The sequence below is a fragment of the Actinotalea sp. C106 genome, assembly GCF_023630195.1.
In the GTDB taxonomy this organism is placed as follows: Bacteria; Actinomycetota; Actinomycetes; order Actinomycetales; family Cellulomonadaceae; genus Actinotalea.
The window spans coordinates 1-6,911 of the sequence record NZ_JALPKN010000170.1; the positions used below are offsets into that span (position 1 = coordinate 1).

The following is a 6,911-nucleotide window of genomic DNA, read 5'->3' on the forward strand; positions in this document are numbered from 1 at the left end:
CTTTCCGGGGGCGGCCGCCCGGGCGGGGTGGCCCGGGGGGGGGGCGGTCGCGGGTGGTCAGTCGCGGGCGAGCAGGTCCCCGTCCTGCTCGAGCCGCTCGAGGACCGTGCTGGGGTCGAGCTGCGCGAGTCCGGGGCCGAGCTCCTCCCAGCGGCGCGGCGCGGCGACCTGAGGGCGCTCGCGCCCGCGCAGGGAGTACGGGGTCACGGTCGTCTTGGCGGGGTGGTTCTGGGACCAGTCGAGGAGCACCTTGCCGGGCCGCAGCGCGCGCTTCATCGAGGCCACGACCAGCCCCGGGTGGTCCTCGGCGAGGCCCAGCGCGAGCTCGTGGGCCTGCTCGCGGACCTGCATCGCGGTGCGCCGTCCGTCGAGGGGGGCGTAGAGCTGGAGACCCTTGCTGCCGCTGGTGACGGGGACGACGTCGTCCAGCCCCGCATCCCCCAGCCGCTCGGCCACGAGGTGGGCCACCTCGGCGCACTCCTCGAGGCCCGCACCCTCGCCCGGGTCGAGGTCGACCACCAGCCGGTCAGGGGCCCGTACCCCGCCCCGGGGCCCGACCCGCCACTGCGGGGTGTGCAGCTCGATCGCACCGGCGTTCGCGGCCCACACCAGGGAGGGGAGGTCGTCCAGGACGGGCAGGTCCACGACCGTGCCCTCGTCCTGCGATCCCGGGCTGGCGCGCAGCTCGTGGTGCCGGAGCCACTCGGGCGCGCCCCGCGGGGTGTTCTTCTCGAAGAACCGCTCGCCGTCGACGCCCTCGGGGAAGCGGATGCGCGTGACCGGCCGGTCGCGCAGCTGGCCGAGGATGGCCGGGGCGACCTGCGTGTAGTAGTGGATCATCTCAGCCTTGGTGAACCCCGTCGCCGGGAACAGCACCCGGTCCAGGTGGGTCAGCCTGACGCGCCTGCCCTCCACCTCGACCCACTGCGGCTGGTCGCCCATCGGTCCTCCCGCGCCTCGTGTCGTCGTCGTGCTGTATCGGTTCGCCGAGCCCGACCTGCGTTCTCGGGTAGCGGACCAGGGGGGTGCGGGTCCATCCTGCCCAGGAAGGTGCTGACCGGCACCCCGGCCCTGGTGCGCCCCTCGGGCGTCGGGTCACGGGGCCGGAGGTCTCGCCGGGGGACCCTGCACCGGAGGAGGAGGGGCGAGATGCGCGCGATCTGGAAGGGTGCCGTGGCCTTCGGGCTCGTCAACGTGCCGGTCAAGCTCTACGCCGCGACCGGCGAGCACAGCGTGTCCCTGCACCAGGTGCACCGCGAGGACGGCGGGCGCATCCGGTACCGCAAGGTGTGCAGCGTCGACGGCGAGGAGGTCCGGCCCGACGACATCGTCAAGGGCTACGAGACCGACGACGGCCAGATGGTGGTGCTCACCGACGAGGACCTCGACGAGCTGCCGCTGACCACCGAGCGGGAGATCGCCGTCGAGGAGTTCGTCCCGGCGGACCAGGTCGATCCGATCATGCTCGCCAAGACGTACTACCTCGAGCCGGACAAGACCGCGGCCAAGCCCTACGCGTTGCTGCGCGAGGCCCTGCGCCAGACCGACCGGATGGCCGTGGTGAAGGTCGCGCTGCGTCAGCGCGAGTCGATGGCCGTGCTGCGGGTGCGTGACGACGTCATCTGCCTGCAGACCCTGCTGTGGCCGGACGAGGTGCGCGAGGCTGACTTCCCGGTCCTCGACGCCGACGTCAAGCTGCGGCCCCAGGAGCTCACCATGGCCTCCTCGCTGGTCGAGTCCCTCGCGGCGGACTTCGACCCCTCGGAGTTCGAGGACAGCTACCGCGTCGCCCTCGAGCAGCTGATCGAGGCCAAGGTGAGCTCGGGCACGACCGTCGCGCCCGAGAAGGCCGAGGAGGAGGAGGGCTCGGGGGGTGCCGAGGTGGTCGACCTGCTCTCGGCCCTGCAGCGCAGCGTCGAGAAGGCCCGCGGGACGCGGGGCGGAGCTGCCTCCTCCGGCGGGAAGGGCCCCGCGAGCGGTGGCGGTGCCTCGACGAGCACCACCACGAAGGGGGGCGCCGCGAAGAAGAGCCCCGCCACCAAGAGCCCCGCCACCAAGGCGGCTGCCGCGAAGTCCGGCAGCGAGAAGCCCAGCACGACGAAGACGACCACCAGGGCCAAGAAGACCACCCCGCGCAAGGCCTCCTGACCCGTGGCGCCCCAGCTCGATCAGGACGAGGTCGGCCAGGACGAGGTGGTCGCGGCCCTGCACCGTGTGGCCTTCCTCCTGGAGCGCGAGCAGGCATCCTCGTACCGGTGCGCCGCCTACCGTGGTGCGGGGGACCGGTTGCGCGAGCTCGACGAGGCGGACTGGGACCAGCATCGCCGCGCGGACAGCTGGCAGCAGATCTCGGGGGTCGGGGCCAGGACGGCGGACGCGGTCCGCGAGGTGCTCGCGGGGTCTACCCCCGACGTCCTCGCCGAGCTCGAGGCCGACCTTGCGGAGCGCGAGGGTCGGAGCACGGCGGCGGGCCGTCGCCTGCGCGAGGCGATCTGCGGTGACCTGCACTCCCACACCGAGGCGAGCGACGGCAGCGCTGCGCTCGAGGACATGGCGCTGGCCGCTGTCCAGATCGGCCACGAGTACCTGGCCGTGACTGACCACTCGCCTCGGCTGACGGTGGCCCACGGGCTCACCCCGGCCCGCCTGCGCCGGCAGATGGCGCGGATCTCCCGGGCCAACGAGGTGCTCGCGCCGTTCCGGCTGCTGCGCGGCATCGAGGTGGACGTGCTCGACGACGGTGGGTTGGACCAGGAGCCGGCCCTGCTCGACGAGCTCGACGTGGTGGTCGCCTCGGTGCACTCGAAGCTGAGGATGGACCGTGCGGCGATGACCCGGCGCATGCTCGCCGCCGTACGAGGCCCCTCGATCGACGTGCTCGGGCACTGCACCGGCCGTCGCGTGCTGGGGCGGGAGCGCCCGCCGAGCGACTTCGACGCGCGGGCTGTCTTCGAGGCCTGCGCCGAGCACGAGGTGGCTGTCGAGGTCAACAGCAGGCCGGACCGTCAGGACCCGCCCGAGGATCTCATCGCGATCGCCGCCGAGGTCGGGTGCCTGTTCACCGTGGACTCCGACGCCCACGCCCCGGGCCAGCTCGACTGGCTCGTCGACGGGTGCGACCGTCTCGCCGCGCACGGGGTCGAGCCCGACCGGGTGGTGACCACCTGGCCGGTCGAGCGCCTGCTCGCGTGGACGGGGCGGCGCTGACCTCGGCCAGGTGTCCCTGACCCGTGGCGGTCAGCCCGGCGGGAGCCCCGTCGCGGCCCCGAGGACCACGTGCTCGACGCGAGGCGGGACGCGCAGGAGCGGCGCCTTGCGCGTGTGGAACTCCTGCACGTGCGGGGCGTCCTCGTGGGCCTGGAGGGCGGCGTCGTCGGCGTAGACCTCGTAGAAGACCCGGGCGAGCGGCTCGTCGACCATCGACTGGGTCGCGTAGACGAGGGTGCCCGGCTCGTGGGCGGTGATCGCGTCGACCACACCGGTGGTGAGCTCGTCGAACCGACGGGCGGCGGTCTGGTCGACGAGATCGAAGCGGACGACGATGCCGATCATGTGGTGCTCTCCTTCGTGGTGAGGGTCAACCGGGCTCGCCCCGCCTCTTGCGTCTGAGGATCACGAGGATGTCGACCGCCGCGACGACGGCCAGCACGATCAGCAGGATCAGCATGCCTCGCAGGTCGGGGGCGCCGGCGGCCAGGACGGCGCCGACGATGCACGCCACGAGGCCGAAGCTCGCCAGGACGAGGCGCAGGGTCAGCGCGCTGTGGGCGGGTGGAGCACCGCCGAGGCCGGCGGTCGGGTCGTGGTGGTCCGGACGGCCCGCGGCGTGGCGTCCTGCCCTGGCGTCGGGTGCAGGGTCGGTCGACTCTCGCGTCGGGTCGGGATCGCTCATCGGGTGCCTCCGTGGGGGTCGTTCACCGACGATCCCCGGTGATGGCTCGTCCCGCACGTCGGAGCACCACGAGATGTGACGCACGCCACACCTGCCGGATCGTCCTGGTTCGCCACCGGATGCCGGAGTTCTTGAAGGGTTGGTGTCCGGCTCGTCCCCCTTTAGTTGATCGGAGGATTCTCGCGCCACTCAAGGAGCGGGTGAAGTTGTCGATGCACTGGTCAGCCGGGCGCCGTGCCCGGGACGTTCACCCAGAGGGACCACCACGAATGACATCGACCCGCCCAGCAGTGGCCGTCCGCCGCTCACGCGTACCGCGCCCGGCTCGTACCCTGCTCGCTCTCGTCCTCGGCGGAACACTCCTCGCCGCCACCCCGGGACTCGGTGTCATCACGGCGTCCCCGGCCGCAGCCTCGACCCCCCGCCTCAGCTGGGCGCCACCCACCCTGACCGACCCGATCACCATCGACGTCACGCCGTCGAACCGTGACCTGCGGCTCGCGCCGGGCCAGGACTACGTCCTGCGGATGCCCTCGTCGCCCCTCAGCGGCGCCGGGGGGCTCATCGTCAACGGCGGCGACGACGTCGTCCTCATCGGTGGGGAGATCACCATCCCCTCCGGTGTCGGCACGGGCGGCGGTGCCAACCGGGGGCTCTACCTGCGGGACCAGACGGGCACCGTCCACGTGGAGGGCCTGCGTATCTCGGGGGCCGGTCTGGGGGAGGGGATCAACCTCAGCCAGCCCCACGGCGCCGTCGTGCAGCTGCAGAACATCCGCGTCGAGACCGTGCACGGCAGCCAGGCCGGGCACCACGCCGACGTGATCCAGACGTGGAACGGCCCCCGCGAGCTCCGCGTCGACGGCCTGAGCGGTGCCACGACGTACCAGGGTCTCTTCCTCCTGCCGCAGCAGCACGGCACGGTCCAGCCGCAGCGCATGGACCTGCGCCGGGTGGACCTGCGGGGCACGAGCGCGAGCGGGTACATGCTCTGGCGCGACCAGCTGTCCTGGCCGCTGAGCCTGACCGACGTCTGGGTGCAGCCGAGCAGCCCGGGCTCGCCGGACGGCTACCTGTGGCCCCAGGGCTCGGGGGCGGGCACCCAGGCCTGGCCGTCGGTCGAGGTCGGCACCCCGCCCGGCGGGCAGTTCGTGCCCTCCGGGCTCGCCGGGACCGGGTACGTCTCCCCGGGCTACACGACGACGCCCTCCCCGCTGACCAGTCCGACGGTCGGCATGGTGACCGGCGCCCGTGCTGCCGAGGGCACGCACTACACCCGGGACTCCTCGGTCGAGCTCACCTGGGCGCACGCGGGCCCCGCCGCGACCGGGTACGAGGTCCTGCGCGGCGGCACGGTGGTGGCCACGGCCCCAGCCCCGGCCACGCGCCTGCGTGTGCCCGTGGTGACCGGGCCCAACAGCCTGACCGTCCGTGCGACGTCATCCTCCGGGCCGGCCACGACCTCTCCACCCGTGACCGTGGTGCGGGACACGGTCGCGCCCACCGTCATGAGGGCCCCCGAGGTCACGCTCCGCACGGGTGCGCTCTCGGCCGCGGGCACCGCGCCGATCACCGTGCAGTGGGAGGCCCAGGACGACGTGCGCCTGCGTCAGGTGTCCCTCGGCGGTCCGACCCAGGGCGTCTTCGAGCCGAGCCGTACGGTGGCCTACGGCAGCGCCGCGGGGCAGGGCACCTGGACCGCGGTGGCCGAGGACGAGGCCGGGAACACCCGCAGCTCGTCGACCAGCCGCACCGTCTCGGTGGTGCGGGACACCTCGATGCAGCGCTCGGGCACCTGGTCGACCGTGAGCAGCACCGCCCATCACGGGGGAGCAGCCCTGCGCTCGGGGACGGCAGGGGCCGCACTCACCCACACCTTCACCGGCCGTTCGGTCGCCCTGGTCGCGCAGCGGAGCCCCGAGGCCGGACGGGCGGTGATCTTCGTGGACGGCGCCCGCGTCACCGCGCTGGACCTGACGGGCCCCACGGCCTCCCAGCAGGTCGTGTGGAACCGCAGCTGGCCGACGTCGGCCCAGCGCACCATCCGGATCGAGGTCGAGGGCACCAGCGGGCGGCCGAACATCACCCTCGACGGGGTGGTCACGGTCGGCTGAGCCCCGTGGTCAGACCGTGGCCAGGTCGTGGTCCCGGACCTGTCCGCAGCCGCTGCGCCCAGGGCACGCTCCCGGGCAGGGCCCGACGACGGCGCGTGCGGCGCACGCGTACCGGTCCAGGACGACGTCGGCGATCCGCGGGTCCGGGGCGAGGGCCCCGGTGAGGAGGTCGGCGCCCGCCCGTCGGAGCCGGTCGAGGAAGAAGCCCGGGGCGAGGAGGTAGGCGGCCACGACCACGCGGCGGCCGTCGGCTCTCGCAGCGGCGACCGCCTCCGGGACCGAGGGGCTCGCGGAGGATCCGTAGCCGACCGTCACAGGACCCTCGGGCCAGCGCTTCCGGAGCAGCTCGGCGACCTCCTCGACGGCGCGCGAGGCGCGCCCGTCGCTCGAGCCGGCGGCGGCGAGCACCACGGCGTCCTCCCCGGTCGCCCCCACCTCGCGCAGGCGGTCCACCAGCACCTCGACCAGGCGGGGGTCCGGTCCGAGGGCCCCGGAGGCGGTGGCGGTGCGGTCGGCGACCGCCGCGGCGATGTCGACGTGCACGTGGAACCCGGCGGAGAGCAGCAGCGGGACGACCACCGCGGTCCCGGGCGCGCCAGCGCTGCCGGTCTCGGTGATGGCGCCGCCGACGACGTCCGCGACCTCGGGCTGCTGCACGTCGACGAACGCCTCGCGCACGTCCAGGTCGGGGCGCCGCCGGCGGACCTCGGTCAGGATCGAGGCGACCGCGAGGCGGCCCTCCGGGTCGTCCGTGCCGTGCGAGCAGCCGACGAGGACAGGGTCAGGCATGGGTGCTCTCCTGCGTGGGGACGAGTTCGGCGAGGTCGAGGCGGTAGCCGCGCTTGACCACGGTGCGGACGAGGCCGCGCCCGGCGGCCTCCCGGAGCCGGGCGACCGCGACCTCG

General features: G+C 73.9%; 7 protein-coding genes. 3 read left to right on the top strand and 4 right to left on the bottom strand.

All coding sequences use genetic code 11. The annotated features are described in order from the left end of the window. Positions 1 to 57: 57 nt before the first annotated feature. Positions 58 to 942 (bottom strand): non-homologous end-joining DNA ligase, encoded by an 885-nt coding sequence (gene ligD, locus L0B03_RS11795; protein ID WP_250445990.1) that lies wholly within the window; start codon positions 940 to 942, stop codon positions 58 to 60. A 207-nt stretch (positions 943 to 1,149) separates the two neighbouring features. On the opposite strand from ligD, the gene L0B03_RS11800 reads away from it, so the two are divergent. Both L0B03_RS11800 and L0B03_RS11805 read left to right on the top strand, forming a co-directional pair. Next, a complete protein-coding gene (locus L0B03_RS11800) occupies positions 1,150 to 2,148 on the top strand; it encodes a Ku protein (protein WP_250445992.1) in 999 nt (332 codons plus the stop codon). Positions 2,149 to 2,151: 3 nt separating this feature from the next. Continuing rightward, positions 2,152 to 3,207 (top strand): PHP domain-containing protein, encoded by a 1,056-nt coding sequence (locus tag L0B03_RS11805; protein WP_250445993.1) that lies wholly within the window; start codon positions 2,152 to 2,154, stop codon positions 3,205 to 3,207. Positions 3,208 to 3,237: 30 nt separating this feature from the next. On the opposite strand, the gene L0B03_RS11810 is transcribed toward L0B03_RS11805, so the two are convergent. Together L0B03_RS11810 and L0B03_RS11815 are read right to left on the bottom strand one after the other, a co-directional pair. Further along, a complete protein-coding gene (locus L0B03_RS11810) occupies positions 3,238 to 3,552 on the bottom strand; it encodes a putative quinol monooxygenase (protein WP_250445994.1) in 315 nt (104 codons plus the stop codon). 25 nt (positions 3,553 to 3,577) lie between these two features. Continuing rightward, positions 3,578 to 3,892 carry a DUF6343 family protein gene (locus L0B03_RS11815; protein WP_250445995.1) on the bottom strand — a complete coding sequence of 105 codons (315 nt, stop codon included), beginning with the start codon at positions 3,890 to 3,892 and terminating at the stop codon, positions 3,578 to 3,580. Between the two features lie 269 nt (positions 3,893 to 4,161). On the opposite strand from L0B03_RS11815, the gene L0B03_RS11820 reads away from it, so the two are divergent. Next, positions 4,162 to 6,006 (top strand): hypothetical protein, encoded by a 1,845-nt coding sequence (locus L0B03_RS11820; protein ID WP_250445996.1) that lies wholly within the window; start codon positions 4,162 to 4,164, stop codon positions 6,004 to 6,006. A gap of 9 nt (positions 6,007 to 6,015) precedes the next feature. Here the strand turns inward: L0B03_RS11820 and L0B03_RS11825 are convergent, their stop codons facing one another. After that, complete coding sequence (locus L0B03_RS11825) at positions 6,016 to 6,795, bottom strand: sirohydrochlorin chelatase (RefSeq protein WP_250445997.1); 780 nt, start codon at positions 6,793 to 6,795, stop codon at positions 6,016 to 6,018. Between the last annotated feature and the right edge of the window lie 116 nt (positions 6,796 to 6,911).

Coding starts and splice junctions, on each gene's coding strand:
- ligD (WP_250445990.1), bottom strand. CDS start 942: ATGGGCGACCAGCCGCAGTGGGTCGAGGTGGAGGGCAGGCGCGTCAGG.
- L0B03_RS11800 (WP_250445992.1), top strand. CDS start 1,150: ATGCGCGCGATCTGGAAGGGTGCCGTGGCCTTCGGGCTCGTCAACGTG.
- L0B03_RS11810 (WP_250445994.1), bottom strand. CDS start 3,552: ATGATCGGCATCGTCGTCCGCTTCGATCTCGTCGACCAGACCGCCGCC.
- L0B03_RS11815 (WP_250445995.1), bottom strand. CDS start 3,892: ATGAGCGATCCCGACCCGACGCGAGAGTCGACCGACCCTGCACCCGAC.
- L0B03_RS11820 (WP_250445996.1), top strand. CDS start 4,162: ATGACATCGACCCGCCCAGCAGTGGCCGTCCGCCGCTCACGCGTACCG.
- L0B03_RS11825 (WP_250445997.1), bottom strand. CDS start 6,795: ATGCCTGACCCTGTCCTCGTCGGCTGCTCGCACGGCACGGACGACCCG.